The 26,362-nt window shown below is 47.0% G+C and carries 23 protein-coding genes; 12 read left to right on the top strand and 11 right to left on the bottom strand.

Annotation, left to right across the window (positions count from 1 at the left end; genetic code table 11):
• Positions 1-264: 264 nt before the first annotated feature.
• Positions 265-570, top strand: a complete 306-nt coding sequence (locus AWU56_RS11395) for an STAS domain-containing protein (protein ID WP_006956639.1) — start codon at positions 265-267, stop codon at positions 568-570.
• Positions 570-2,252, top strand: coding sequence for a PP2C family protein-serine/threonine phosphatase (locus tag AWU56_RS11390; protein ID WP_286682582.1), 1,683 nt, complete (start codon positions 570-572; stop codon positions 2,250-2,252). The genes AWU56_RS11395 and AWU56_RS11390 overlap by 1 nt, the downstream gene beginning before the upstream one ends.
• Here AWU56_RS11390 and yciH read toward each other — a convergent pair.
• Genes yciH through AWU56_RS11375 form a run of 3 tightly spaced genes read right to left on the bottom strand, consistent with a single transcriptional unit; the run spans position 2,233 to position 4,042 of the window.
• Complete coding sequence (gene yciH / locus AWU56_RS11385) at positions 2,233-2,568, bottom strand: stress response translation initiation inhibitor YciH (RefSeq protein WP_006956643.1); 336 nt, start codon at positions 2,566-2,568, stop codon at positions 2,233-2,235. The genes AWU56_RS11390 and yciH overlap by 20 nt on opposite strands.
• A gap of 6 nt (positions 2,569-2,574) precedes the next feature.
• On the bottom strand, positions 2,575-3,330 hold the full coding sequence (locus tag AWU56_RS11380) for a hypothetical protein (RefSeq protein ID WP_040488138.1): 756 nt from the start codon (positions 3,328-3,330) through the stop codon (positions 2,575-2,577).
• 31 nt (positions 3,331-3,361) lie between these two features.
• Positions 3,362-4,042 (bottom strand): sensor histidine kinase, encoded by a 681-nt coding sequence (locus tag AWU56_RS11375; protein ID WP_006956651.1) that lies wholly within the window; start codon positions 4,040-4,042, stop codon positions 3,362-3,364.
• Between the two features lie 99 nt (positions 4,043-4,141).
• Here AWU56_RS11375 and cysB point away from each other — a divergent pair, with 99 nt between their 5' ends.
• Entirely contained in the window at positions 4,142-5,116 is a 975-nt protein-coding gene (gene cysB / locus AWU56_RS11370; protein WP_006956652.1) for an HTH-type transcriptional regulator CysB, read from the top strand.
• Positions 5,117-5,141: 25 nt separating this feature from the next.
• On the opposite strand, the gene AWU56_RS11365 is transcribed toward cysB, so the two are convergent.
• From AWU56_RS11365 to pabB, 3 genes are all read right to left on the bottom strand, one after another.
• Positions 5,142-6,515 carry an L-serine ammonia-lyase gene (locus AWU56_RS11365; RefSeq protein WP_071462400.1) on the bottom strand — a complete coding sequence of 458 codons (1,374 nt, stop codon included), beginning with the start codon at positions 6,513-6,515 and terminating at the stop codon, positions 5,142-5,144.
• 126 nt (positions 6,516-6,641) lie between these two features.
• The gene (locus AWU56_RS11360; protein ID WP_286682581.1) at positions 6,642-7,253 is read right to left on the bottom strand and encodes a CoA pyrophosphatase; all 612 of its coding nucleotides are present in this window, start codon (positions 7,251-7,253) and stop codon (positions 6,642-6,644) included.
• Positions 7,246-8,673, bottom strand: a complete 1,428-nt coding sequence (pabB, locus tag AWU56_RS11355; RefSeq protein ID WP_286682580.1) for an aminodeoxychorismate synthase component I — start codon at positions 8,671-8,673, stop codon at positions 7,246-7,248. Before pabB ends, AWU56_RS11360 begins: the two co-directional genes overlap by 8 nt.
• A 181-nt stretch (positions 8,674-8,854) precedes the next feature.
• On the opposite strand from pabB, the gene AWU56_RS11350 reads away from it, so the two are divergent.
• Together AWU56_RS11350 and rmuC are read left to right on the top strand one after the other, a co-directional pair.
• The gene (locus AWU56_RS11350; RefSeq protein ID WP_006956660.1) at positions 8,855-10,378 is read left to right on the top strand and encodes a fumarate hydratase; all 1,524 of its coding nucleotides are present in this window, start codon (positions 8,855-8,857) and stop codon (positions 10,376-10,378) included.
• A 3-nt stretch (positions 10,379-10,381) separates the two neighbouring features.
• The gene (gene rmuC, locus AWU56_RS11345; RefSeq protein ID WP_416361500.1) at positions 10,382-11,689 is read left to right on the top strand and encodes a DNA recombination protein RmuC; all 1,308 of its coding nucleotides are present in this window, start codon (positions 10,382-10,384) and stop codon (positions 11,687-11,689) included.
• Between the two features lie 373 nt (positions 11,690-12,062).
• Here the strand turns inward: rmuC and cysZ are convergent, their stop codons facing one another.
• Positions 12,063-12,812 carry a sulfate transporter CysZ gene (gene cysZ, locus AWU56_RS11340; protein WP_006956662.1) on the bottom strand — a complete coding sequence of 250 codons (750 nt, stop codon included), beginning with the start codon at positions 12,810-12,812 and terminating at the stop codon, positions 12,063-12,065.
• Between the two features lie 152 nt (positions 12,813-12,964).
• On the opposite strand from cysZ, the gene smc reads away from it, so the two are divergent.
• The 3 genes from smc to ligA are packed head-to-tail and all read left to right on the top strand — an operon-like array spanning position 12,965 to position 19,393.
• Positions 12,965-16,450, top strand: a complete 3,486-nt coding sequence (smc, locus tag AWU56_RS11335; protein ID WP_286682579.1) for a chromosome segregation protein SMC — start codon at positions 12,965-12,967, stop codon at positions 16,448-16,450.
• Between the two features lie 18 nt (positions 16,451-16,468).
• Complete coding sequence (zipA, locus tag AWU56_RS11330) at positions 16,469-17,347, top strand: cell division protein ZipA (RefSeq protein ID WP_286682578.1); 879 nt, start codon at positions 16,469-16,471, stop codon at positions 17,345-17,347.
• A gap of 18 nt (positions 17,348-17,365) precedes the next feature.
• Positions 17,366-19,393: an NAD-dependent DNA ligase LigA gene (gene ligA / locus AWU56_RS11325; RefSeq protein ID WP_286682577.1), complete on the top strand. Its 2,028-nt coding sequence runs from the start codon at positions 17,366-17,368 to the stop codon at positions 19,391-19,393.
• Between the two features lie 24 nt (positions 19,394-19,417).
• Here ligA and AWU56_RS11320 read toward each other — a convergent pair whose 3' ends face one another.
• The 3 genes from AWU56_RS11320 to gloB all read right to left on the bottom strand — a co-directional run bounded on the left by AWU56_RS11320 (position 19,418) and on the right by gloB (position 22,484).
• Complete coding sequence (locus tag AWU56_RS11320) at positions 19,418-19,939, bottom strand: hypothetical protein (RefSeq protein WP_286682576.1); 522 nt, start codon at positions 19,937-19,939, stop codon at positions 19,418-19,420.
• 114 nt (positions 19,940-20,053) lie between these two features.
• Positions 20,054-21,676, bottom strand: a complete 1,623-nt coding sequence (locus AWU56_RS11315) for a LysM peptidoglycan-binding domain-containing protein (protein WP_286682575.1) — start codon at positions 21,674-21,676, stop codon at positions 20,054-20,056.
• Positions 21,677-21,725: 49 nt separating this feature from the next.
• A complete protein-coding gene (gloB, locus tag AWU56_RS11310; protein WP_286682574.1) occupies positions 21,726-22,484 on the bottom strand; it encodes a hydroxyacylglutathione hydrolase in 759 nt (252 codons plus the stop codon).
• Between the two features lie 59 nt (positions 22,485-22,543).
• Between gloB and AWU56_RS11305 the strand changes: the two genes are divergently transcribed.
• Entirely contained in the window at positions 22,544-23,314 is a 771-nt protein-coding gene (locus tag AWU56_RS11305; protein ID WP_286682573.1) for a class I SAM-dependent methyltransferase, read from the top strand.
• A gap of 2 nt (positions 23,315-23,316) precedes the next feature.
• On the top strand, positions 23,317-23,712 hold the full coding sequence (locus AWU56_RS11300) for a rhodanese-like domain-containing protein (protein WP_286682572.1): 396 nt from the start codon (positions 23,317-23,319) through the stop codon (positions 23,710-23,712).
• Positions 23,713-23,721: 9 nt separating this feature from the next.
• Here the strand turns inward: AWU56_RS11300 and rnhA are convergent, their stop codons facing one another.
• Positions 23,722-24,186: a ribonuclease HI gene (gene rnhA / locus AWU56_RS11295; protein WP_006956683.1), complete on the bottom strand. Its 465-nt coding sequence runs from the start codon at positions 24,184-24,186 to the stop codon at positions 23,722-23,724.
• Between the two features lie 53 nt (positions 24,187-24,239).
• Between rnhA and dnaQ the strand changes: the two genes are divergently transcribed.
• Positions 24,240-24,950 (top strand): DNA polymerase III subunit epsilon, encoded by a 711-nt coding sequence (dnaQ, locus tag AWU56_RS11290; protein WP_006956682.1) that lies wholly within the window; start codon positions 24,240-24,242, stop codon positions 24,948-24,950.
• Positions 24,935-26,242, top strand: coding sequence for a TIGR03503 family protein (locus tag AWU56_RS11285; RefSeq protein WP_286682571.1), 1,308 nt, complete (start codon positions 24,935-24,937; stop codon positions 26,240-26,242). Before dnaQ ends, AWU56_RS11285 begins: the two co-directional genes overlap by 16 nt.
• Positions 26,243-26,362 lie beyond the last annotated feature (120 nt).

Genomic DNA, 26,362 nt, shown 5'->3' with positions numbered 1-26,362 from the left:
TCAGGCTGCCATTCACGAATTAACGTTTTTGCTTCTGCGATGGTTGACGCCCCTCGAGTTTCCGTTAATTGAGCTTGCATTAAGTGCTGACCGATAACTTTTCTCTGGACATCTGATGGTTCGACTAGAAGGATGCGAAGTTCGTTAATTGAAAGAGACATACTTATTTATTATTAAGATTTTTAAAAAGAGTATTTGATTTAGTCGGCAAACTCAATTAAAAAACGTTATGCTAGGAGCAATAATAATTAAAAAGGGGAAGTTATGAGCGTCACTCGTGAGTTTTCAGCGGACCAAAAGCAGTTGATTATCACTATAAAGGGTAAATTCGACTTTGGTTTGGTGCAAGAGTTTAGACAGGCCTATAGTCATATTGGCGATAGCGAGCCTTTGGTTATTATTGATTTGCGAGAAACGGAGTACTTGGATAGCTCTGCACTAGGTATGCTCCTGAATATGAGAAAGTCGCTTGGTTCGACGGTCAAAGGAATACACCTAATCAATGCTCGGCCAGAAGTAAAACGCATTTTAGATATTTCACGTTTCGAGAAAATGTTTACGATTGCGTAATGAAGATCCTTGTTGTCGACGACCAAAAGGCGAACCAAATCATGTTGACGGGGTTGTTGACGTCGTTCGGACATGAAGTGGTATGTGCTAGCAATGGTCGTGAGGCGTTAGGCTTATTTGAGCAGGTTCAGCCTCAACTTATATTGCTTGACGTGATGATGCCAGAGATGGACGGCTTTGAAACAGCCCCGAGGCTCAAAGCCATGTCTGGTAGCGTGCACTTGCCGATCATTTTTCTCACCGCTCTAGATTCCCAAGATACGCTTTTAGAGTGCCTAAAAGTGGGCGGTGATGACTTTTTAAGTATCCCGTTTGAGCCTGTAGTGCTTCAAGCTAAAGTGAATGCCCATGCACGGGTGCGAGAGCTAAGTTATTCCATTGTTGAGAAGAACCGCGCGTTAGCATGGCACACAGCGCGAATGGAGCGCGAGCAAAATGTGGTACAACACATGCTTGAAAACGCACTGGCGGATAATCAACTCAATTATTCGTTCGTTAAAAGTTATCTGCGTGCCACCAGTGATTTTAACGGCGATGTGTGTTTAGGACGTAAGGGTCCGTTTGGAAACTATTATATCTTCTTGGGCGACTTTACTGGCCATGGTTTAGCGCCGGCCACCGGCGCGTTACCCGTTGCTCAGGCATTTTTTAGCATGGCTGAACGTGGCCTATCGGTTGGCGATATGGCGACCGAATTTAATAATCGACTCTACAAAGTGTTGCCGGACGATATGTTTTGCGCAGCTATAGTGGTAGAAATGTCGGCAAATGGTGACCGAATAAGTTGCTGGAATGGTGGCATGCCGGACGCACTTCTTCTTGATGCGCAAGGGCGCTTGGCGCATCGTATTAAACCCCAGCATATGGCACTGGGTATCCTTTCTCGCAGCGAGTTTAATAGTCAGTTAGAACATTATTTCCTAAGCCCCGGTCAGCGATTGGTCATGTTCAGTGATGGCGTAGTGGAGGCCTGCAATCACAAGAACCAAATGATAGGTGAAGAGCGATTTGCGAACTGGGTTACCGAAATGCTGGATAGCGACTGCTCGGAAGTTCAATTTAATGCCATCGTGCAACGTATAGACGACTTCACAGGCAACGCATCACTGAACGATGACTTATCTTTGGTCTGTCTCCAATGTCAGCCAACGGGTCTAGAGCCTCAAGCAAGATCAATAAAGGGGTACCACCTGCCGTTTTCTCTTCGCGTCACGCTGACCGAGTACGATGTCCGTGATCGCGACCCCATGCAAAGTATGGTGGATTCGCTCGCTAAACTCGATGCTTTACAGCCTCATAAAACATCGCTTTACTTATTGTTTGCTGAAAGCTTCAACAATTTACTGGAACACTCAGTCTTAGGGATGCAGTCTGAGTTAAAACACGAAGAAGGCTTTGAGAGATACTACGAAGAGCGACAGTCACGTATTGAGCAGTTACAGGGGCTAGAAATTTATTTTGACATCAATTATGAGCCCAACTTAAATAGGCTTGCCTTTACGTTGTCGTCAAACAGCGAACATCGTTTTGATGGTCGCTGTGATAGGTCGACAACGATTGAAAACGATGACACTTATGGTCGCGGGATTAACCTTATTAATCAAGTCGCCGACAAAGTTGAGTGGCGTGACGGCGGCACGCTGCTTTACGTTAGCTACTCGCTCAGCCGCCCGCTTGTTTAACACGGTAACCTTGTTTAGTCAGCCATTTTTCAATGATATCACGCTGGTCACCCTGAAGCTCAATAACGTACTCTTTCACTGAGCCACCAACGCCACACTGTTGCTTTAGCTTTTTTGCCATTTGTTTGAGTTCATTCTGCGGTAAAGCTAAACCCGTCACCAGTGTGACACCCTTGCCCTTACGTCCTTTGGTTTCGCGTCGCAAACGCACAATTCCATCACCTTCGGGCACTTCTTCTGCTTCTGGCTCCGGACTAATGCGGCCTTGATCGGTGCTATAAACCATTTGTGACAATTGGTCTTTCCAATCTGACATACTGAATTACCACTTTTTCTTGGGTTGAAATAATTCCTCGAGCTCGTCGCTTTTTCGTTTGCGAGCATCATTTTTATTGGTGACGCGCAACTCGTTGGTGATTTGTTCTAGTGACGCCTCAATTTGCTGGTGGCGGTGCTCAGTGTACTCATCGCTGTAAGTATGCTCATCTATGGTGCGTAGTGCCTTCTCGTAATATTGCCGTGCGGAACCGAGCATACTGCTATTATAAGCATTCTCACCACGCTTGATTAGCGTCTCGACACTGATTTTTAATTGCAGCTTTTGTAGGCGCTGATCCTCAATATTATACACTTGTGTGTCAACACGGCCTTTTGCGTGTTCACTGCGTAATGCGCTTCTTAGGCGCTTAAGCGCATTGATCATGGCAATAATTTGCTTGTCATTGTGCGGCAATTCAAAATCATCAGAGATGACCGATGTGTCATTAACATCAAGACCCTGTATGCGGTTTTCGTATTCGTGGATACGGTCTTTCAAAGCATCGGACGGCATGACTTCGTTCATGTTGACGAGTAAATCTTTGGCGCGCGAATTCAATAGCGCATAGACGGAACGCCCAACCGGGAAATAACCCGTGATGTTGATGAGATCTTCAACCTGATCAAGTATTGCGCGAAACTTGGCATAACGCTGTCTGCGTTCTAAATTTTGTTTTTGTCGATACTGCTGTACAGCACTGATCATAATGGCCATCAGTACGAGTAGAATGATCAACGATATTATTATTGTGTAAACCATAATTTGAGTCTGTCGCTACCATTTAATACTGCTAGGGCAGGTGTAAGGTAAAACGGCTGCCGCCTAACGAGCTAGAGTTTTCTAGTTTAATATATCCTTGCTGTCCTTTGTACTCGTGTGCCTGGGCGATAAGCCTAGCGAAATAGAGTCCGAGTCCTGTGCGACTTCCTTCCATGTCTAAATAACGTGCCGATAGTTCGTTCAGTACTAGCAAAGATTCCGGGTATCCCGGACCATTGTCCTCTATCGTAATAGAACAGCCACGTTCTGCAACACGCTGCGCCTTTATAATAAGCTTATCGGCGGTGTAGCGCATAGCATTAATGACAACATCATTCAGAACCTGCGTAATCAAGCTTCGATCGCCATAAAAGTAAATATCCTCAGGTAATTTAACGTCGACCTCGATTGCTTTGTGTTGGCTATAAAAACGATTATTCATGACCAGTTCTTCAATAATTTCGTCTACGTAGACTTGTTCGCTTTCGATATGCCAAGCATCTTGCTGACGATACAAAGCCAGTAAGTGAACGAGATTGGTATTGATGCGTTGTGCCTCGTAATGCATATGCGCCAATTCGTTCTGTGTCGCTGCATCGTTCACCTTGTAGGAGATATCTTGCAGTTGTTGTACAAGTAGTCCTAATGAGTTTTTCATGTCATGCACGGAAACGGCTAGCAGCGTGGAAAAATCAATGGACGGTTTAGACATGTTAGCCTCTATCGATTATTGCAGAATGCATTTGGCATAGGATTCAAATTTAATATATGATTTTTTCATATTAAACGGCAGCAAATAAGGTCTGCTTATATGAAGTTACAGCAATTACGTTATATTGTCGAAGTTCTCAATCACAATCTGAATGTCTCATCGACGGCGGAAAGTCTGTTTACCTCACAGCCAGGTATCAGTAAGCAAGTAAGAATGCTTGAGGATGAATTAGGCGTACAGATTTTTGGCCGCACCGGTAAACACCTGACCCATGTGACGCCCGCAGGTCAAGAGGTGATACATATTGCTCAGCAGGTGCTCGAGCAAGTGCAGGCAATCAAAGCGGTGGCCGCTGAACATACGCAACCTGATTGCGGTAAATTAAATATTGCGACGACGCATACCCAAGCCCGGTATGCACTGCCTAAGGTTATTAAGCGGTTTATTGAGCAATATCCGAAAGTATCATTGCATATGCACCAAGGCTCACCTACTCAAATCAGTGAAGCAGCGGCTAAAGGAAAAGCCGATTTTGCCATCGCAACCGAAGCACTGCATCTCTATCAAGATTTGATCATGTTGCCTTGTTATCATTGGAATCGCTCCATCATCGTGCCCAAAGACCACCCGCTGGTTCAGATTGATAAGTTGTCAATTCAAGATATTGCGCAGCATCCTATCGTGACTTACGTGCATGGGTTTACTGGCCGTTCAGAGCTTGATAAAGCATTTAATGCGGCAGGAGAAGAGCCACAGATTGTTTTCACTGCCACAGATGCTGATGTGATAAAAACGTACGTACGCATGGGAATCGGTATTGGTGTGGTGGCGACTATGGCGTATGACGCTGAAGAAGATACTGATCTCGTCGCGTTACCAGCAGCTCATTTATTTGAGCCGAGCACAACCAAGATTGGGTTCCGCCGAGGATCGTTTTTGCGGACTTATATGTTTGACTTTATTGAGAACTTTGCGCCGCATTTGACCAAATCAAGGGTTGAGGAAGCAATGCAGTTACGCAGTCATGAGGAAATTGAGAAGTTATTTTCGGATATCGAGTTACCGACCTTATAAGCCGGTAACTCGATAGCCAGCGCGGTTAGCATTCGATGATGTTAACCGCTAAGCCACCACGAGCAGTTTCTTTATACTTCGTTTTCATGTCGTTGCCCGTTTCCCACATAGTCTTGATGACTTTATCGAGCGAGACCTTGTGATCACCGGTACCGCGCATTGCAAGACGAGCAGCATTGATTGCTTTAATCGCGCCCATCGCATTGCGTTCGATGCACGGCACTTGCACTAAACCTCCAACAGGGTCACAGGTCAGTCCTAAATTATGCTCCATGCCAATTTCCGCAGCATTTTCGACGGTTAGGGCAGAGCCCCCCATGTATTCTGCAAGACCTGCGGCAGCCATTGAACAGGCGACTCCGACTTCACCTTGGCAGCCGACTTCGGCACCCGAGATCGAGGCGTTTTTCTTGTATAAAATGCCAATCGCAGCTGATGTCAACAAAAATCGAACGACAGAATCTTCATCTAGGGTTTCGATGAACTTATCGGCGTAGCTCATCACGGCGGGCACAATACCCGCAGCGCCATTGGTCGGGGCTGTTACAATACGACCACCTGCCGCATTTTCCTCGTTTACCGCCAGCGCAAATAGATCTACCCAATCCATAAACTGCATGGGTTCGGTTGATTTCTCTTTTTTCAAACGTTGATACAAACAAGAGGCCCGACGTCTCACTTTTAAGCCGCCTGGTAGAATACCCTCGGTGTTAATACCGTTCTCGATGCTTTGTTGCATCGTGCGCCAAATTTTCATTAGACCCGAACGAATCTCGTCTTCTGTTCTAAATACTTTCTCATTGGCCATCATCAGCGAGCTGATGCGCATACCGGTATCTTTAGTATGTTGAAGTAATTCAGCCGCAGTATCGAACGGGTAGGGGATTGGCTTATCCGACTGCTCAATCGCCTCTTCAAGCGTCTCGTCAAAGTCTTCGTCACGTACGATGAACCCGCCACCGATCGAGTAGTAAAGATCTTTGTAAATAACCTCACCTTGTTTGAGGAGTCTGAGCTCCATTGCATTCGCATGCTTAGGCATGGTTTTACGACGATGGAAAACGATGGCGCCTTCTTTTGGAAAGTCGACTTCTTTCTCTTTCAGTAGCACCAGCTTTTCCGTATCTCGGGTCTGCGCGAGAAAGTTTTCGACATTATCGGTATCCACAGTCTCGGGCAGCTCACCTGCTAAGCCTAAGATGACGGCTTTACCTGTACCATGGCCTTTACCGGTTTGGCCTAACGAGCCAAATAGCTCAACTTCAATACCGTCAGCGTCAGCAAGAACGCCTTTTTCCTTGGCTGCTTCTAAAAAATAATAGGCAGCTTTCATCGGCCCTACCGTGTGAGAGCTCGATGGACCGATTCCTATTTTATAGATATCAAAAACACTGATCATACATCTGACCCATTGGTTAATTCGAGAAATTGCATCTATTGTCGCATGCTTGCCACCCGGTCTGGCAAGTAAAATTGCGGAATAATATAGAAATGAGAAGTATAGCCCACCTCGGGCATTTAATCGCTAATTGAGTGGACTTACCTGTTGTTTAAGTTCGGGCTGCAAATGTTCAGCAAGTTCACGCAAAATACCGGCTGTGGCGCCCCAAATATTGCGATGCTGCCATGGAATAAAGTAGACACGGTCGTAGATAAACTTACGAATGCGATAGGCGTAATGATTATAGGGATCGAGGACATCGGCTAAGGGCACCTCAAATATTTCGGCGACTTCACTGGGTTGCCGCTTGAGCTCGTGGTGGATGCGAGCAAACCCGATGAAAGGACGAATATTGTAATAACTCAGTACCGGATAATCTTGTAAACGACCAATAACTTCGATGTCACTCCGACTTAAACCAATTTCCTCTTCAGTTTCGCGTAGTGCCGTTTCGAGTAAGTTGCGATCCGACTGATCGAAACGTCCACCGGGGAAACTAATCTGGCCGGCGTGTTTACGTAACGTTTTGGCACGCTGCGTGAGTAGCAACGATAAGCCATGAGGTCGTTCAACTAATACAATCATCACAGCAGCAGGACGTAGCTTTTGCTTCAGCACGCTATCTACTCGACGCTCGATCTTAGGGGACGGTTGTAAGTTGAAGCGACGCAAGAATTCGGCGCGCGTTTTAATCATCGGTCGTCTCCAACGTTGGCAAAATGCGCGCAACTTTATCAAATGTTTCTTGGTACTCTTCCTCTCCCTTCGAATCGTACACGAGCCCGCCGCCCGCCCAGCAATGTATGATCCCGCGTTCAGCAACTAAGGTCCGAATGGTAATACTGCTATCGCTGTTACCGTTTACTGATACGAATCCAATGGAGCCGCAATACGCATTTCGACGATTAGGTTCAAGCTCTTCGATGATCTCCATTGCGCGAACTTTGGGTGCGCCGGTGATCGAGCCCCCTGGAAAAGCGCCGCCCCATAAATGGAAGGTGTCGCTGTGCGGGTTTAACTGACCGACCACGGTAGAGACTAGGTGATGGACGGCAGGAAAGCTCTCGACGGCAAACAACTTTGGCACATCGACTGAATGAGGTTGGCAATGTTTACTCAGGTCATTTCGCAGTAGGTCGACAATCATCAGATTTTCAGCACGATCTTTTTCAGCGTTAATCAGCGCTAAGCGATTGGCTTCATCTTGCTCTGCTAAATGACTCCGTGGACGCGTACCTTTGATGGGCTTAGTCTCGACTTGACCTTGTGCTGAAACAGAAATAAATCGCTCAGGCGACACACTCAGTAAACAGCTTGTCGGTAAGCGCATGAATGCACTGAATGGTGCGCGGTTGCTTGCTCTCAATTTAAGGTAGGCGAGCCACTCCGCACCTTGGTAATGAGCGCTGAAGCGTTGTGCGAGATTAATCTGATAACAGTCTCCGGCCGCAAGATAGTTTTTCACTGCATTAAACCGGCTGAGGTAATCGTCGGCAGACATATTGCTTTGCCATTCGCTGGTCAGCTTAAATGGCTCAGTTGAGCACGCTGACTGCTCTAACCATTGCGATTGGCGTTCATTAAAGGTGTTTGCAGGGGCTAGAAGAAACACGCGTTTTTCCAGCTTATCGATGATTAGGGCATTGAGATAAATACCAAATACAGCATCGTTAGTCTCATACTCATCTGGATTAACGTCAGGCAGCCGTTCTAATTGACGGCCAAGGTCGTAACCCATCAAACCAGCAAGACCTCCGCAAAAGGGGAGTCTATCGGCGTCGCCATCAAGTTGTATTTGCCTACCCAACTGATCATGAATTTGACTGGCGGCAGAAATAAAGTTGTCTGCCGAGCAGCTCAGCTCCAAAGGGCTCTGCTCAGATGTTCGAGTTAACGTTGTAGCCTGACCTCGTGCTGTTAAGACGTACTCGGGCTGCTTGAGGAGAATATGATAACGACTATTGGGGTGGTCAAAAGCAGCGGAATCTAGCCAAAGACTATACTCTTGGTGCTGTATCGAAGCAAAGCGTTGTTGTACCCAAAAGTCCCAGTCCTCTGCTCGAGAAGATTGGCTTGGGACCCGATGATCAATTAGTTCACGAAGTGTCAGTTGCACAGTGTCGTTTACCCCAAAAGTTTACGGCTTATCGTCGTTTTAGACGCAGTATACCATAGGCATTAACCCAATCATCTCTAGTCATGGCGATTTGAAAACGCTATTATGAACGGCACTATTCTGCCGTGTAAATGCCTGTTTGCGGCGGTATTAATATCATAGCTAAGCTGAGGTGCAGTGAATGGCCATCATTCGTCAAAGTGATTTTATCGACAGTATTGCAGACTCATTGCAGTACATTTCCTATTACCATCCTATCGACTTTATTCAAGCGCTTGATGAAGCGTATCAGCGTGAGAAGAGTGAGGCGGCGAAAAACGCCATCGCGCAAGTGCTGACGAACTCGCGTATGTCTGCGCAAGGGCACCGCCCGATTTGCCAAGATACCGGTATCGTGACCTGTTTTGTCAAAGTCGGAATGGGTGTTCAATGGGATAAGACCGATATGACCGTGCAGCAAATGGTTGATGAGGGAACTCGCCGTGCTTACACGAATCCTGAAAACCCGTTACGTGCATCCATCGTTGCCGATCCCGCCGGTACGCGCAAAAATACAGGTGACAACACGCCTGCGGTAGTGCACTTAGATATGGTGCCAGGTGATAAAATCGAAGTGATGATTGCAGCCAAAGGTGGCGGTTCAGAGAATAAGTCGAAAATGGCGATGCTTAATCCGAGCGATTCGATTGCGGATTGGGTTGTTGAAACCTTACCAAAGCTAGGCGCGGGTTGGTGTCCACCGGGGATGCTGGGTATCGGCGTCGGCGGTACCGCGGAGAAATCAGCGGTGCTAGCAAAAGAGTCACTGATGGATCCGGTAGATATCCATGAGCTTATCGAACGTGGTCCACAGAACGCTGAGGAAGAGCTACGTTTAGAGATTTTTAATCGAGTTAACGCATTGGGTATTGGCGCACAGGGTTTGGGTGGTGTGACCACAGTATTGGATGTGAAAATCAAATCACTGCCAACTCACGCCGCATCCAAACCTGTCACTTTAATTCCAAACTGTGCTGCCACACGTCATGCGCACTTTACGCTTGATGGCTCGGGTCCTGCGGACTTAACGCCACCAAAATTAGAAGACTGGCCGCAAGTGACGTTCGAACTGGGTGATGATGCGCGCCGTGTGAATTTGGATGAGGTCACAAAGGAAGACATCCAAGAGTGGAAAATGGGGGAGACGGTCTTGTTGTCGGGTAAACTCTTGACCGGACGTGATGCTGCTCATAAGCGCATTAAAGAGATGCTGGCTAATGGCGAAGAACTGCCCGTCGACTTTAACAATCGCTTTATTTACTACGTTGGTCCCGTTGACCCTGTTGGTGAAGAGGTTGTCGGTCCGGCCGGTCCAACGACATCAACTCGAATGGATAAGTTCACCGATATGATGCTCGAAGAGGCCGGTATTATTGGAATGATCGGTAAAGCGGAGCGTGGTCCCGAAGCGGTTGAAAGTATACGCAAGCATAAAGCGGTTTATCTTATGGCTGTCGGTGGTGCTGCATACTTGGTGGCTAAAGCGATCAAGAAAGCGCGTGTTGTAGGCTTTGAAGATTTAGGTATGGAAGCTATCTATGAATTTGAAGTCGAGGATATGCCTGTGACAGTGGCGGTCGATAGTGACGGTCACAATGCGCACGAGCAGGGTCCTGCGATTTGGAAGGTTAAAATTGCAGAGCTTGATGAAAAGCTAGGAGCATAAATCGTGTTGAACGACATGATGACTATGAGCACCACCATTTGGGTGGTGCTTTTGTTTGTAGCCACCTTAACCAGTGTCACATTTGCTGTACTCTGGCGCACCCATGCGAGGCGTGTTGAGTCATTGCAGCAGACGGTGGATAATCAGGTAGAGCAACTTGAGCAACTTCGCGAACGCCTACACTATACCGAGTCGCAATGGCAAACCTTAAGAGCGACCGCTGCACAAGAGCGTCGTGCGAGCGAGGATAAGTTACGCACACTCGAAGCGGCTGAGCAACGTATGTCGCAGCAGTTTGAGAACCTCGCGAACCGTATATTCGAACAACGTTCTAATCAAATGCAGCAACAGCACCAGCAAAGTTTACAAGCGACTTTAGCGCCTTTTAAGCAGCAGCTAGAAAGCTTTAAACAGCAGGTGCAACAACAGCATAGCGATGAAACTAAAGAACGAGCCGCATTACGCAGTGAATTATTGTCGCTCAAGACCTTGAATCAACAAATGGCGCAAGAGGCCGATGCGTTAACGCGAGCTCTAAAAGGTGATAATAAACATCAAGGTAACTGGGGTGAGGTGGTACTTGAACGTATTCTTCAGCAGTCAGGATTAAGGGAAGGTCACGAGTACGATACGCAGTCATCATTGGCTGATGATGACGGCAAACGGTTTCGCCCTGATGTCATCGTTCACTTACCCAATGAGCGCGATGTGGTCATTGACTCAAAGGTCAGTTTATCGGCTTATGAGCGCTATTTTAATAGTGATGATGAAGCGGTACGTAAGAGCGCGCTTAATGAACACGTTCAGTCCCTAAGACAGCATATTAAGCAATTGGGCAAAAAAAATTATCAGCAGCTACAAGGTATCAAAACGCTCGATTATGTATTGCTATTCGTGCCGATTGAGCCAGCATTTTTGCTTGCCGTGGACAAAGATCCTGAATTAATTAAGCTGGCGCTTGATGAACAAATTATGTTGGTGAGTCCAACTAATTTACTCGTTGCTTTACGTACTATTCACAATATCTGGCAGTACGAACACCAAAACCAAAACGCTCAGCATATCGCTGCGGAGGCTGGTAAGCTATACGATAAATTCGTTGGCTTTGTTGAGGATTTAGACAAGATAGGAGCAGGAATTCAAACCCTTGAACAACGCTATCAAGATGCGATGAAAAAGCTCAGTCAAGGGCGTGGCAACCTACTCACTCGGGTTGAAAAGTTTCGTACGATGGGGGTGCAAACAAGCAAACAACTCAGTGCAACGACGCTGCACAAATCCGTTGAAAGTGAGGCGGACGGGGATGATTAATACTGACCTGCCCACAAATCCATAATTGGCGCTGCAAAACGACGGGCATTAAGACGTGTTGTAAGCCATTTAATTGCAAGCGCAAACATATTCCATGAGGAGTTGAGCTGTTTTTAAGCAACTCAATAGCGCATTTGAAACGCTGTTGGTCAGTGACCTCGAATTGACGTAGCCATTTTTGCGCATCGGCAATTTTCGCCCGACTTTTACGCGTTGATAGTGAGGACAGTGATGTGCTTATTAGCATGATATTGTTTTCGGGCAGGTACAGATATGCATATAAAGTGTTGCTGTTCATAGATTGCGACTCCGTAATAACGTGTTAGCTATTTTGGCGAAGCCGCAATCTGCAAAACAGACGCAAAACGTGCTATCACACGTCTGAATTTAACGCTTTAACCCGGTAGTGATCGACCCACATGGACGTCGCTCCAGCAATTGCGACAGGCATGATGATCAAGTTGATAAACGGCAACATGGTAATGATTGTGATCGCCATGCCAAAGCTCAGAGAACGGAACTTTTGTGCACGCAACTCAAAGCGCATGCGACCAAAATCGAGCTTATGATTGTCAAACGCATAATCCATATACTGAATTGCAAGCATCCAGCATACCCATAAAAACCAGATGACCTGACCGATGACCGGTACAAACAGTGAGAGTAAAAAGAATCCAATGGCGCGTGGCAGATAGTAGGCGAGTTTTTGGAACTCACGACCAACCGTGCGTGGAATATCCTTAACTAATCCCATCACGCCATCGTCCCCTAATGGCTGACCGGACTCATATTGTTCAACCTTTTCGGCGAGTAGGCCATTAAAAGGCGCGGCGATGATATTCGTAATAGCGGTAAAAATAAACGCAAATAAGCCCAGTATAAAAAGAACAGTCAGTGGCCAAATAAGATACTCTAGCCACTGGAAGTAGCTTGGGAGCCACGCCATTAACTGATCAATCCAATCACTGGTGCGACTCATGAGCCAACTAAACGCGGCCGCAAATAACACGAAGTTAATCAAGATTGGACCCAGCACGAAGCGTTTAAGACCTTTGGTGGTCATTAATTGAAACCCACGAAGCAAATAGGCGAAGCCCGAATCGCTGAACACTGCTTTTTGCATTGAGTAACCTTTGTTGAGTTGATGTATAGTTATAGGATAATGCTAAAACGCCTGTTTTGCAGTGGCTAAATTGTTACAAAACTCAAATGAATCTGCTAGAGTTTCTAGCTCATCTTTAAACGAACTCGCGCGATGGATATAACGATAACAAGATGCGCCTGAAACATATAAAACTGGCTGGATTTAAATCGTTTGTCGATGCCACCAAAGTCCCTTTTCCCGATCAAATGACGTGTGTTGTCGGCCCCAATGGCTGCGGCAAATCAAACGTGATTGATGCGGTGCGTTGGGTCCTGGGCGAGAGCTCCGCTAAAAACTTGCGCGGTGATGCGATGACCGACGTGATTTTTAACGGTTCGCAAGCGCGGAAGCCTGTCTCTCAAGCGAGTGTTGAGCTGGTCTTCGATAATACCAGTGGTCGCATTCAAGGCGAGTTCGCTTCCTATAATGAGATTTCGGTAAAGCGACAAGTGACGCGTGATGGTCAGTCAAATTACTTCCTGAACAACAGCAAATGTCGGCGACGAGATATCACGGATTTATTTCTTGGTACCGGCTTGGGTCCACGCAGTTATGCGATTATTGAACAGGGCATGATCTCTCGACTCATCGAGTCGAAACCGCAAGAGCTTCGTATCTTTATCGAGGAAGCGGCAGGTATTTCAAAATACAAAGAGCGCCGTAAGGAAACCGAAAATCGCATGTTACACACTCGAGAAAATCTCGAGCGGATCAGCGATGTGCGCGAAGAACTCGGTCAGCAATTGCAAAAATTGCAACGTCAAGCCGCCGCCGCGCAGCGCTATAAAGAACTTAAAGCACAAGAGCGCGATTTACGAGCACTGCTTTTAAGTAGTCGCTGGTGGCAGTTAAACGAAAAGCAAAACCAATTGCGAGAGCAACGCAGCCATTATCGTTTGGAGCTCGATCGCTGGCAAACCGAGCAAACGGGCGATGAAAAAGGCGTCATTTCGCTACGTGAACACGCTGAGGAGCTTAAACAGCGAGTCGAACAGGCACAACAGGCAGTGTATGAATGTAATCATCAGATCATGCGCATTGAACAGGCGATGCAGCATCAACGCCAACTTGAACAGCAGCGGGAAGCACGTGTTGCGCAGTTAAAGCAAGAACGTGAACAATTGACCGAACATGATGCAGAAGACAGCCAAAGTGCCGAACGCTTGGCGCAGAAAATCGCGGAGCTTGAGCCCGGCTTAGAGCAACTTGAAGCGCAATTGGAAATGGCTACAACACGCCACGACGAAGCCCGTGAGCAACTTCAGCGCGTCGAACATGATGAAGAACAAACGCGACGTCAAATGCGTGAGGTTGAGCAGCAAAGACAGCGCAATGAATTGGCTTTGCAACAATCTGAACACACCAAAAGCCACAGTCGTGAAGCTTTAACAGACCTTGACGAACAACGCGTGCAAGTGACTCAACAAATACAAGCCATTGGTATTGCGGAACAGCAAGAAAAATTAGCCGATATCCGTACGCAACTGAATCAGAGTGAGTCAGACTTAGCGACCGCGACGCAATCTTATGAAGCAGCACAACACGCTTTGCAAGCGCACCGAGAACAATTACAAGGCTTGCAGCGCGAACAGCACAGTCAGCAAACGCGTGCTGAACTGTTACGAGAGTGGCTTGCAGGCGAGGATGGCAGCGTCAATGAGTATGTCCGACAATGGGCGCAGGATAACGACTTGCGCAGCATGCCGGAAATGCTCGATGTTGAACCGGCGTGGCGAGATGCGGTGGAGGTCTGGTTGTCGCCGTGGCTCAATAGTTACTGGAGCGAAGATAACGCATTGACTGATTCGCTCCCGAAGGGAGCCATGCTATCAAGCCCTGACCAACCTATGATCTTGCCGCAAGGCGTAACGGGATTGGCTGATGTGGTATCAGGCTCTGTGGGTGATTGGCCGTTAATTCAACGTTGCTTAATCGCTGAAACAGTAGACGATGGACAACGTTTATTACGGCAGTGTCCGGAAGCCATCGCGGCATTGACCAAGGCAGGGGATGTTATATTGCCCGGGTTGGTGCATCGCGCGGGAGAGGATAACAAGCAGGGGTTATTGCACAAGCAAGCTGAGCTGGCGCAATTAGAGCAAAACCAGCACGCGATTGAAACAAAGATAAACCAAACAGCTGAAGCGTGCGATCGTTTAGCGAAGCAACTAGATGAAGCTAAAAAGGCTCAACACCGAGTCGAGCAAGCTCACAATACACTGCGAGAGGAGTGGGTCCGTGCGCAGCAGCAATTAGAGAATGCGCAGCAACAACATCAGCGATTTGAAAGCACCTTGTCACAGCTTGCCGAAAAAGAGGCGCAAATTAAGTCTAAATTAGAGAGTGCGGAGCAGCAGGCGGCAGTGTGTGAATCCACCGCGGACGAGCTAGAGCAGCGGTTTGAACAGCTACAAATTGAACTCAATCAATCTCAACGCGAAAGTGTCGAACAACATCAGCGCGAGTGCGAACAACAAGCACAGAGTGTTCGCACACAACTCGACCAACACCGTTTACAGCTGACGAGTACACAAGAACAACACGCTCAGCTTCAACGTATGTCCGAACGACAAAGTCAACGTTTGCAGGCGATTGATTTTGAGTTGAGTGAATTAGCGGCACAGAAGGGTGAAAGCGAAGAGCCACAGCAGGCACGACTCGAAGACCTGTTAGCACAGCGCGAGGAACGCAGTGAAGCGTTGCAACAAGCGCGCGATGCGCTCGCGCAGGTGGAATTAGACATTCATGAGCTCAGTCAAGGCCGTTCTCAATTGCAGCTTAAAATCGATCGCACTCAGCAGGCACTGCAAGGTCTCGATATTGAGTACGCTAAACTGGATGAACGGACACAAGGTGTACTTGAGCAACTCTCGCAAACTCAAAAAACACTCAAGGATATCTTGCCACGTTTGCATGAAGCGGTGGATGAAGGGGCGACCATGAGCCAGCTTGAGCAAACGTATTCGCAGCAACTTGAACGTACTACACAACAAGTCGGTCGGTTAGGTGCTATTAATTTGGCGGCAATTGAAGAAGCCGAAACGCAAAAACAACGTAAAGATTACCTCGACGAACAATATGATGATTTATCGTCCGCACTAGAAACACTTGAGGCAGCCATACAAAAAATTGACCGTGAGACACGACAACGATTTAAAGCGACATTTGATGCGGTAAACGGTGATTTACAAGCATTGTTCCCGAAAGTATTTGGTGGCGGTTCGGCATCCCTCGAGCTTACAGATAGTGATTTGCTTGAAACCGGTGTAACTATCATGGCGCAACCGCCAGGGAAAAAGAATAGTACGATCCATTTACTCAGCGGTGGAGAAAAAGCGTTGACCGCTTTATCATTAGTCTTTGCTATTTTTAGACTCAATCCGGCGCCGTTTTGTCTTCTTGATGAGGTAGACGCACCGCTTGATGATGCCAACGTCGGCCGATTTTGCCGTTTAGTAAAAGAAATGTCTGAAACAGTACAGTTTATCTATATCAGTCATAATAAAGTGGCTATGGAAATGGCAACACACTTGGCTGGAGTGACGATGCAGGAAGCCGGCGTATCACGACTCGTCGCTGTCGATATTGAACAAGCTGTGGCAATGACCGAAGCATAATAATAAAGGAAGTATGAGATGAGCAATTTACAGATAACACTCAGTATTATTGGAGTATTGCTGATTGCTGGCATTATTGCCCATGGCTTGTGGACGATGCGGCGCAACAATAGTATTTATAAACAAGCGCAGAGCGAAGTCGCTGAAAAGCGTCACCAACAGCAATCCGATGATGACTTTGATGCGGACGGTATTGGTGCGGTAAAAACGATTAAAGCAACACGTGATGAACCCAATACAACGTCAAACGAAGCTACACAAATGTCGATGGATCTTGATTTAGAGACGGACGACGAGGAAACACCATTACCATCGATGCGGGTCGATAAAGATGAAGAGCCTGCACCGGTTGAAGAAGCTGAAACTGAAACCGAACCTACAGAGGATGAAAACTTGGATGAGCCTGAGCTAGAAACAGAACGTCAACCAGCGTTCGAAGCGGCACCTGAAGCTACTTCTGCAACGAAAGCCGAAGAAAAACCTCAACCGCCGCAGGATGTCATCTCGTTGTTTGTAAAAGGTAACGTGCAAGGTGTGCTATTATTGCAAATGATGACCGAGTTAGGCTGTAAATTTGGTGAAATGGGAATTTTCCATCGCTACGAAAATACTAACGGTACTGGAACCTTGATCTTCTCTGTGGCCAATATGTTTAATCCAGGTACCTTTGATCTTGATAACATAGAACAATTTGAAACCGATGGTGTTGCATTGTTTATGACGTTACCTATCAATTACGATGGGCAGCAAGCCTTCAACATGATGCTCAATGCAGCGAAGAAACTGGCGACTGAAATTCCACAGGGGCAAGTACTCGATGGTTCTCGTCAACTGCTAACGCGTCAGTCGATTCAGCAAGCCCATCAAAAAGTACGCCAATACGAATCCACGTCTTAAAGAGATATACACAACGATATGAGCCGTTCATCGACTGTAGAACAACGCATGCGTGAGCTAGAGCAACAGCTAACACGCTACAATAAAGAGTATTATGAGCTAGATGAGCCGACGATACCGGATAGCGAATACGACAAATTATTTCGCGAACTGCAAACACTTGAAGCCAATAATCCGGAGTTAAAAAGTCAGCACTCGCCGACTGAAAAAGTAGGTAGTAAGCCACTTGATGCGTTCACTTCTGTCACTCATGAGTTGCCGATGTTGTCGTTAGACAATGCGTTTTCTAGCGAGGAGTTTTCTGCGTTCGCTGAGCGAATTCAGCAGCGGGTGGATAGTTCGGTGGCGTGGGCGTTTTGCTGCGAGCCTAAACTTGATGGTTTGGCTGTCAGTATTTTATACGAAAACGGGCAGTTGGTGAGAGCTGCGACTCGTGGTGACGGCTATTCGGGTGAAGATATAACAGCCAATGTTAAGACGATAAAGAACGTGCCCCTGCAGTTAAGTGATGATGCGCCCGAGCGTTTAGAGGTGCGAGGGGAAGTATTCATGATGACGGACGCATTTGAACGCTTTAATGACAATGCTCGAAAGCGCGATGAGAAAGTATTTGCCAACCCTCGTAATGCCGCAGCAGGGAGTCTGCGTCAGCTCGACTCTCGAATTACGGCAAAACGGCCATTGCACTTCTACGCTTACAGCTTGGGCGTGGTAAGCGAACAAGATCAAGAACAGTTGGCTGACTCGCACTATGAACGTTTGCAGCAGTTAAGTGCTTGGGGTCTACCGATTAATGATGAAGTAAAACGAGTTGAATCGGTTGAGGCGTGCGAGACGTACTATCAAGCCATGTTAGAAAAGCGCGACAGACTGCGTTACGAAATTGACGGTATTGTCTATAAGGTTGATTCGATTCGTATGCAGAATGAGCTGGGCTTTGTTGCGCGAGCGCCACGCTGGGCGATTGCACGGAAATTTCCTGCACAAGAACAACTAACGCGTATTACTGGCGTTGATTTTCAGGTGGGTCGCACCGGGGCAATTACCCCAGTGGCTCGTTTAGAGCCCGTTTCAGTCGGCGGTGTAACTGTATCAAACGCGACTTTGCACAACGCTGACGAGGTTGCTCGTTTGGGCGTCATGATTGGTGACACTGTGAGTATTCGCCGGGCGGGAGACGTCATTCCTCAGGTCGTCAGCGTATTAGAAAGCGAGCGTCCTGAAGATGCCCAAGCGATTGAATTTCCAAGTCATTGTCCGGTCTGTGATTCTGAGGTAGAACGCATTGAGGGAGAAGCGGTTGCGCGATGCAGTGGTGGACTCATTTGCGCCGCCCAACGAAAAGAGGCGATAAAGCACTTTGCTTCGCGCAAAGCGATGGATGTCGACGGGCTTGGAGATAAATTAGTTGAGCAGTTGGTCGACAAAGACTGGGTTAAATCGCCTGCAGATCTATACGAACTAAAAGCACCTGTCGTCGCTTCTTTGCCTCGCATGGGGATGAAGTCCGCCCAAAATCTAGTGGATGCGATAGCCAATACGCGCGAAACGACATTACCGCGCTTTATTTATGCGTTGGGAATCCGCGAAGTAGGGGAGGCTACCGCAAATAACTTGGCTCGTCATTTTGGTACATTTGAGGACGTACAAAAGGCAGACCTAGAGGCGCTGCAAGAGGTCGATGATGTGGGTCAAGTGGTTGCGAAGCACATTATTGCTTTCTTCCGTGAGCCTCATAATCAGGTGGTTGTGGCTAAACTACGTGAGTGGATTAGTTTTCCGGAGGGTAAAGCGGTTGGACCTAAGAGTGATGAACTTGCTGGGCAGACCTTTGTACTAACCGGCACATTAACCGAAATGACCCGTGATGAGGCTAAAAAGGCATTGGAAGCTTTAGGTGCGAAAGTCAGCGGTTCTGTTTCGAAAAAAACATCTGCTGTTTTTGCAGGTGATAATGCGGGTTCGAAGTTAGCAAAAGCTGAAAGTTTAGGCGTTCCGGTGAAAACAGAACGCGATTTGATTAATCTAATTAACGGAAACGAGTAACCCCGAGCGTGTGTTTGCGGAGAACTAACCGCTTCTCCGCAAACGCAAATCTTTAATTAAGCCACTGCCATTAATATCACTGATACCATTCTGATCAAATTCAAATCTCAAATTAGGATGCGTCGTGTCGATTAAATAGCTACGATCGTCTATTTCAATGACGATATGTCGATAGGGCTTTTCCGGTTCAAACTCACCGCGCGTATAAACACTGACCTGGTGGCTACCGATCGACAGGTCGAATGATGTGAAAAAGCCATTAGCGAATTCCGCTACGTAAATTAAGCCCTCATCATTAATAATTACATTAAGAATATAATTGGGCGGTACGGAATCGGTTCGTATTTGAGATTGGCCGGCTTTAAATATGTGGGTATCAAAGTGTTTGGTATAAGAAAAACCAAAGTTAATCGCTTCCTTACGGCCCGAAGGATAGGTCAGCTCACCTTTTCCTTCTACGCGCCAGTCTGCTGCAACCGCATTATGAGGCACTGCTGCGCAGAGCAGTGTGGGTATAAGTAATAGCTGGAGCAAGTAGCGCATCATCAATACTAGACCTTTAAGAATTTATTAAAGGTCTAGTATTGAACGATTTTAAAACGTGATCAAGTGGTCAAATTGACTGCTACGAGTGTGGATATTTACTCAATACGCAGCATGTCACGAATTGACGTTGACAACATCAACCTTAAGCGTGAGATGTTGTCCAGGCTGCAAGTACCGGTTACGGCTTATATTATTCCATTGCTCAATTTGAGAAATAGTAACATTAAAGCGATTAGCGATGCGTGCTAACGAGTCGCCGCTACGCACCTGATATACGATGGTGCGTAAGATACCTGTCGATTTAGGTGAGCTATCGCCTTTTTGCCAAATGACTAGCTGCTGTCCTGGTCTCAGATAGTCGCCGGGAGCCATCGAGTTCCAACTAGCTAACTCTCTAACGCCAACATTAAATGCGCGAGAAATATCCCATAACGTATCACCAGAGCGAACGTCATAGTTTATCTTTGACTGACCATATTGCTTATCTTGTTTTGCTAAACGGCGCTGATTAGAAGATAAGGTGTACTGTTCAAGGTCTTTTGTCGCAACTGGAATTAACAAGTAATCGCCCGCGCGAATCAAGGCTCCGTTTATGTCGTTGACACTCTGAATTACATCAACAGAGGTGTTGTACTTTTTAGCTATCGTCAGAAGGCTTTCGCCGGTACGAATTTTATGGCGCTTCCAGCTGAGCCAATCTTTAGGATCGGTTTTTTTAATGGCGTTTTCGAAGATACTCGCATTCGGTTGTGGTAGCAGCAGACGATGAGGTCCATCGGGAGCCGTAGCCCAGCGATTATAAGCTGAATTATAGCGGTGTAGCGTTTCGAGCGGTAATTCAGACATTTCGGCAGCGCGGGCAAGATCGATTTGTCCTGGTACCTCAATAACGTTGAGTTGCGGCTGGTTTTCTATGGGATACCAAACGATACCGTACTTGTCTGTGTTTGCCAAAATATCAGCAAGAGCAAGCAGCTTGGGCACGTAAGCGCGCGTTTCTCGCGGCAAATCTAAGTGCCAAAAATCAGTTGGTTCGCCTTTACGCTTGTTGCGTCGGATCGCAGCTGCTACGCGACCTTCACCCGAGTTATAAGCAGCGAGCGCATGTAACCAATTACCATCAAAGTAATCATGCAGTGCTTCGAGGTAGTCGAGTGCTGCTTTAGTCGCCGCGTAAACATCACGGCGGCCATCATACCACCAATCAATTTTAAGGCCGTAATGGCGCGCCGTAGACGGAATAAATTGCCAAACACCCGATGCACTACCATGACTGTATGCGAAAGGGTCAAATGCACTTTCAACAATCGGTAGTAGGGCAAATTCCATCGGCATCCCGCGCCGATCAATTTCCTCAACGATTAAGTGCAGAAAGGGTTCGGCTCGCTTACCGACGCGTTCAAGATACTCGGGGTGACTGACATACCAATTTCGCTGTGAATTCACTCGAGCATTGTCGGGTACATCCAACGCGAGTTTCATGCGAATGCGTTGCCATAAGTCGTCTATTGGCACAGGTTTAGCGTCTTTGCTCTCATGTTCGGTCGAGCTAGCTTCGACGGGAACCGGTTGTAACTCGTCAAGATTGAGAGCCGTATCGGTCACTGGTTCGAGCGCTTTTTCATTGACGCTTACATCTTCACTTGGATGTAAAATAGACGTCATTTGGCAACCCGACAATGTTAGTAAAGAGGCGCACAGCAACGAGCTCGTTAAAAAGTTATAACGTACATTCATGATTAACTTCTTTAATAGTGTTATATTATAACGTGGATATACTACGTGACTACGCGTTATCTTTCCACTCTCTAATGATGCCGAACACGTCTTCTGAGGAACTTTGTGTCTGTTCAGCATAATCACTCGCCGCTTGGCGAACTGCTGACTGGTCAAACCGTAAAAACGGATTAATTGCCAGCTCCAATTGGAGCGTCGATGGCAATGTGATCTGATCGTTTTGACGCATGAGCTTTATTTTTTCTAAGTAACTTTTTAAAACTGCATTGTCGGGTTCGACAAGAGAGGCGAAGGTTAAGTTCGCTTGCGTATACTCATGTGCGCAAAAAACACGCGTTTCGCCTGGTAGGCGACGCAGTTTATCAAGTGACGAAACGAACAACTCGGGGGTGCCCTCAAACATACGGCCGCAGCCGCCAGAGAACAGCGTGTCACCACAAAAAAGTGCTGTGTCACCATAGAAGCTAATATGGTCTAGGGTGTGACCCGGCGTGGCTAAAACGTCAAACCGTAAGCCAGCGATCTGAACTGTATCGCCCTCCATTACAGCGTAGTCAATGCCCTTAATAGCGGGATTGTCAGGGCCGTAAGATGTCGCTGGGAAGCGCGCTTTGAGTGCTTCAAGCCCACCCGTATGATCATGATGATGGTGTGTAATGAGGTAACCAGCGATGTCCTTTTTATTCGCTTTTAACCATTCAATGACCGGCTTGTCATCACCCGGGTCGACAACGACAACACGATCCTGAGTGGATTCGATTAACCAAATATAATTATCATCAAAGGCTTTAACAGGATGTACTCGCATACTCTGGGTTTCCTCGCTATGATTATGCGTAGACTCTAGCCTAACACAAAGGTCGGCCCTTGTTTATTCAACCCGCGTATCGTCGTACGAAAATGCAGGAACCCGATGACTGGGACCAACTTGCGAACGGACAGATGATTCAGTCCTGTGTACAACAACAACTGGACGACTCTCGCAAGCATTGCCTTAACGGCACGACGGTTACGCTTGGTAACTTGGCTCAACAACTGGATGTCAGTGGCTTTACGCTGGGTCGACCGATACATATCTGTCAAATTCAGAAGCCAGCAGAAAAATGTCATGGGGTTCGCGCGCACTATACTCAGTTGCCGATTAAAAATGAATCGGTGGACACCTTGGTTTGTCCGTTTGTATTAGATTTTTCGGCCGATCCACACCAAGTATTGAGAGAAGCGCTACGTGTATTAGCGGATGACGGTACTCTGATATTAGCGGGCTTTAACCCGTTGAGCCCTGCTATATTGAGCGGGCTCTGGCGCAGTCAGCGATGGTCATTCCCGTGGCAAGGACGGTATTTCAGCCAAGCACGCGTTAAAGACTGGCTGTCGTTGCTGGGATTCCGAGTGGAGCGGCAACGCTATTTTATTGGGCATTTTCTTGCAAAGCAGGATGCCGAGTTCGGTGGCTACAGTGAGTGGCTATGTCAACGCTGTTCGTGGTTAAGTGCGGGTTACTGGTTAGTTGTAAAAAAATCATGTTATATAAAACCACAGGTCAACAAATCGAGAAAAGAGCGTTTAAGCTTGACACAAGCGTTACCTGCGGCGAGAGTAAAACAATCTGCAAATTGGCATTTTGAAGAGAGGTAATTATGGTAATTGATGCTAAAAAGCTTTGTCAGACGGCAAAAAACAACGTAAACGAAGTAACCACTGAGCAACTTCAGCACGCATTGCGGGACGGCGCGCGAATTATTGATGTGCGGGAACCGGCTGAATTTACTCAAGGGCATATTCGTGAAGCTATTAATATGCCTCGTGGTGTCCTTGAGATGCAGCTTAATCAGCATCCCGATGTTGCGGGTTATGATGACGCGCTTGATCGTATTGCCGAAAAGCCGTTGTACTTAATCTGTCGTTCAGGCGGACGTTCTGCGCTCGCAGCTGAAAGCTTACAACGGATGGGATTCACGAAAGTGTATAGCGTGGACGGTGGCATGAACGCATGGCAAGAAGAGAAAAGACCCGTTGTTGCGGGTGTCGAATAAGCACCGAGGTTATTCGGTGCTAAAACCCGTATCGACTTGGGTCGGGTTTTGTTCAGCTGCGGCGCGCGCAAGCTCGTCGCAGCGCTCGTTTTGCGGATGCCCTGCGTGACCTTTCACCCACTCCCATGTCACTTTATGAGCAGCAATGGCTTGGTCTAACTGTTGCCACAAGTCGACATTTTTAACGGCTTTTTTATTTGATGTACGCCAACCATTGCGTTTCCAGTTATGAATCCATTGCTCAATGCCTTGCTTTACATATTGACTATCGGTGGTCAGAATGACATCGCAGGCTCTGTTAAGGACTTGAAGGCCCTTAATGCAAGCAAGAAGCTCCATACGGTTGTTGGTCGTGCACTGATAACCGCCACTGAGCTCCTTATGATGTTGACCGTACTCGAGTACGACACCGTAACCACCAGGACCAGGATTGCCCAGGCATGAACCGTCTGTAAAAATATGTACTTTAGCCATGCGACTCACTGTAAAATAAACTGAAACCGCGAGTATATCAGGAATCAAACACTATGCGTCAGATCGTTTTAGACACCGAAACTACAGGCATTAATCCCGATGACGGACATCGTATCATTGAAATCGGGTGTGTTGAGTTAATAGATAGAAAGCCGACGGGAAACCACTTTCACGTTTATATTAATCCGGAGCGCGTGGTTGAGGATGAAGCTATTGCGGTGCATGGTATTACGAACGAATACCTCGCGGATAAGCCCGTTTTTGCACAAGTGGTTGATGCATTTATTGATTTCATCAAAGGTAGCCAGCTTGTAATCCATAATGCGCCGTTCGACGTCGGCCACATGGACGCTGAGTTTAAGCGGCTCGGCAAGATGTACGGCAAGACATACGACTACTGCGATGTACTCGATTCACTTCAATTAGCGCGTGAAAAGCGTCCGGGCCAACGCAATAGTTTGGACGCATTATGCAAAGCTTTTCATGTCGATAATTCTGCTCGTGAATTACATGGCGCTCTGCTCGATGCCGAGATCCTCGCGGATGTCTATTTGGCGATGACGGGCGGGCAAACAGCGTTGAGTTTGCACGGCCAAAATCAAGACAATGAGAACCAAGAACCGGGCGCCATTGCGCATCAAGCAATAAAAAATCGTCCACAGCTAAAGGTTTTACGCGCAACAGCCGATGAAGAGGAACAACATCAACAGCGCTTAGCGATAGTAAAATCTGAAGGTGGTGCGTGCCTGTGGCTCGATTCGTAACAACGGTATTACTGGGACTTTTATTAACTTTTAGTAGCCAACTACTCGCACAGTCGGATCAAGGCAACGCGCAAAACAATAGCGAACCACCGGCTAAGCTTGACGTAATTAATGATCCGATGGCAAACCGCTTGCCCATTGAGGGACAGCGATTTCGAATTGATGACAAAATCAAACAGATTACGTTGCTGTTCTTCCGAGAGCGCGGCAGTGCGCCGCTCATACTAATAAAACCCGATGGCAGTAAGTGGTATGAAACACGCCATCCTATCGAACAAGTCACTTGGTATACTAACGAAAACTTCGACATGATCCGCATTAAGGATCCGATGCCTGGACCTTGGCAAGTCGCAGGACGAGTCGACGAGCAAAATGAAGCGGTTATCGTCTCAGATATTAAATTTAAAGCAAAACCGTTACCTTCCCCACTTTATGAAAATGAACAAATAAAGGTCGAGGGCACGCTGTACAACGGGGACGTTCCTGTTGAGACTGCTCGCTTCCATGAGACGGTATTACTTGATGTGTTATTTATTAGCACCAACAATTCTAGCTTCGACAATTTTGGCGTTGCACCTAAGCGTGTGGGTCAGTTTTCAGATGATGGCAAAGAATATGATGAACAAGCGGGTGACGGGGTGTTTACCAGTCGGTTCAAACTAACTATTCCGCCCGGCGAATACATGCCAACGTACGAATTAACCACGCCACTTTATGATCGCTCGTACGAAACTTCTGCTGTAGTGGTTGAGCCAAGTCCAATCACCTTGAGTGTTAAGCAAGCGAATCGAGCTGAGCAGGATCATCAACTAATTTTAACTATTGATGGCGATCGTGTTGAATTGAGCAGCATGGCGATTAATGGAACGGTGGATTTTCCTAATGGTGAAAAGCGCGACTTTTCATTAACGGAAATAGAAGCGAACACCGTTAATATTCCTATTGCAAACCTCGATTTTGGCCGCCATCTCATCGATATGACGATTTTTGCGACAAATAAGCAAGGTCGAGAGTTTGAGTTAGTGATCGATGACTATAGCTTTATTTCGAAACGTCCTGACAAGAGTACCTTAACGAAAGCGGAGCAATTTGCAGCTAAACGAGCCGCGTTAGAACAGCAGCGGATAGAAAAGCAACGGCAAATTGAGGAGCAAGAGTCGCAAGCGGTGGTGAATTTAATCATTATTGTGGCGATTAATGTGATCTTGGTACTACTCGGAGTGAGTGCAATTTGGTTCCGAAAGAGACGAACTAAGTCGGCAGCAACGGATAGTCATGAGAAAAATGATTAAAAAACGTCTCATCTGGACATTTAACAGTCAAACGAACGGGAAAATATAAAAATCTTTAAAAAAAGGGTTGACTGAATCGGTGGTCACTCGTAATATTCACGCCGCGTTGAGGGGGCAACC

It is taken from the genome of Idiomarina sp. T82-3 (genome assembly GCF_001577655.1).
Lineage (GTDB): Bacteria > Pseudomonadota > Gammaproteobacteria > Enterobacterales > Alteromonadaceae > Idiomarina > Idiomarina baltica.
This window is presented reverse-complemented; position numbering and strand designations above follow the sequence as displayed.

Excerpts from the sequence above, each read along its gene's own strand:
- zipA (WP_286682578.1), top strand. The coding sequence starts at position 16,469 with ATGAGCAATTTACAGATAACACTCAGTATTATTGGAGTATTGCTGATT.
- yciH (WP_006956643.1), bottom strand. The coding sequence starts at position 2,568 with ATGTCAGATTGGAAAGACCAATTGTCACAAATGGTTTATAGCACCGAT.
- AWU56_RS11360 (WP_286682581.1), bottom strand. The coding sequence starts at position 7,253 with ATGATTAAAACGCGCGCCGAATTCTTGCGTCGCTTCAACTTACAACCG.
- AWU56_RS11395 (WP_006956639.1), top strand. The coding sequence starts at position 265 with ATGAGCGTCACTCGTGAGTTTTCAGCGGACCAAAAGCAGTTGATTATC.
- ligA (WP_286682577.1), top strand. The coding sequence starts at position 17,366 with ATGAGCCGTTCATCGACTGTAGAACAACGCATGCGTGAGCTAGAGCAA.
- AWU56_RS11380 (WP_040488138.1), bottom strand. The coding sequence starts at position 3,330 with ATGGTTTACACAATAATAATATCGTTGATCATTCTACTCGTACTGATG.
- AWU56_RS11315 (WP_286682575.1), bottom strand. The coding sequence starts at position 21,676 with ATGAATGTACGTTATAACTTTTTAACGAGCTCGTTGCTGTGCGCCTCT.
- AWU56_RS11350 (WP_006956660.1), top strand. The coding sequence starts at position 8,855 with ATGGCCATCATTCGTCAAAGTGATTTTATCGACAGTATTGCAGACTCA.
- cysZ (WP_006956662.1), bottom strand. The coding sequence starts at position 12,812 with ATGCAAAAAGCAGTGTTCAGCGATTCGGGCTTCGCCTATTTGCTTCGT.
- AWU56_RS11320 (WP_286682576.1), bottom strand. The coding sequence starts at position 19,939 with ATGATGCGCTACTTGCTCCAGCTATTACTTATACCCACACTGCTCTGC.
- AWU56_RS11300 (WP_286682572.1), top strand. The coding sequence starts at position 23,317 with ATGGTAATTGATGCTAAAAAGCTTTGTCAGACGGCAAAAAACAACGTA.
- gloB (WP_286682574.1), bottom strand. The coding sequence starts at position 22,484 with ATGCGAGTACATCCTGTTAAAGCCTTTGATGATAATTATATTTGGTTA.
- rnhA (WP_006956683.1), bottom strand. The coding sequence starts at position 24,186 with ATGGCTAAAGTACATATTTTTACAGACGGTTCATGCCTGGGCAATCCT.
- AWU56_RS11390 (WP_286682582.1), top strand. The coding sequence starts at position 570 with ATGAAGATCCTTGTTGTCGACGACCAAAAGGCGAACCAAATCATGTTG.
- cysB (WP_006956652.1), top strand. The coding sequence starts at position 4,142 with ATGAAGTTACAGCAATTACGTTATATTGTCGAAGTTCTCAATCACAAT.
- dnaQ (WP_006956682.1), top strand. The coding sequence starts at position 24,240 with ATGCGTCAGATCGTTTTAGACACCGAAACTACAGGCATTAATCCCGAT.
- AWU56_RS11375 (WP_006956651.1), bottom strand. The coding sequence starts at position 4,042 with ATGTCTAAACCGTCCATTGATTTTTCCACGCTGCTAGCCGTTTCCGTG.
- smc (WP_286682579.1), top strand. The coding sequence starts at position 12,965 with ATGCGCCTGAAACATATAAAACTGGCTGGATTTAAATCGTTTGTCGAT.
- AWU56_RS11365 (WP_071462400.1), bottom strand. The coding sequence starts at position 6,515 with ATGATCAGTGTTTTTGATATCTATAAAATAGGAATCGGTCCATCGAGC.